The sequence below is a fragment of the Oryzobacter faecalis genome (assembly GCF_046764005.1).
Classification (GTDB): domain Bacteria; phylum Actinomycetota; class Actinomycetes; order Actinomycetales; family Dermatophilaceae; genus Oryzobacter; species Oryzobacter faecalis.
In genome coordinates, this window is sequence record NZ_JBKOFW010000024.1 from 1 (window position 1) to 708 (window position 708).

Consider the following 708-nt stretch of genomic DNA (forward strand, 5'->3'; position numbering starts at 1 on the left):
GCCGGCGGGCCAGGGCCGGAGGTGGTCGAGGTCGGCGTGGGTGGCCGCCCGGGTGCAGCCCCACATCCGGCAGGTGCCGTCACGGGTGGTGACCAGCTCGCGCACCGGGGCCGGTGGCCGGTACACCGCGGTGGTGTGCGAGGTCAGGGTGCCGGTGTCGGCGTCGAGGACGGCGCGGGCGACCTCGAGCGGGACGGTGGCCATGAGGTTGGCGACGGTGGTGGCGTCGACCCAGCCGAGGCCGGGGAGGGCGACCCCGGAGACGGTGCACCCGCCCAGGACCGCCTGCTCGGTGTAGCGCGGGTCGAGCATCGCCCCGGCCCCGCCGCACGGGTCGTCCTCGGCGGGCACCTCGACCCACGACAGCGCCTCGCGCACGTCCTCGCTCAGCGTGGCGGCGCGCACGAGGTCACCGGTGGCCGGGTCCCGCACGAGGTCCTCGTCACCGAGGTCGACCCGGTCGCGGGTGCCCGGCCCGGACACGGGTGCGGCGATGGCGGTGTCGGAGACGACCGGGACCGCGAGGGTGACGGCGGCGGTGACCTCGACGTTGCGCAGGAGGAGGTCGCCGAACGCGTCGGCGCGGGCCTGGTCCACGGTCAGGGTGTCGTCGTCGGCTCGGTAGTCGTGGGCGAGCTGGTCGACCGCGGCCCAGGCGGCGGCACTGGTCGCGGCGGGCAGCAGCGCCCACCACGACGTGAGCCCGTC

1 pseudogene is annotated in these 708 nt (G+C 76.8%); it reads right to left on the reverse strand.

Annotated elements, in window-relative coordinates:
- Positions 1 to 708, reverse strand: a pseudogene (locus ACK8HX_RS17745) (hypothetical protein); the annotation flags it as partial.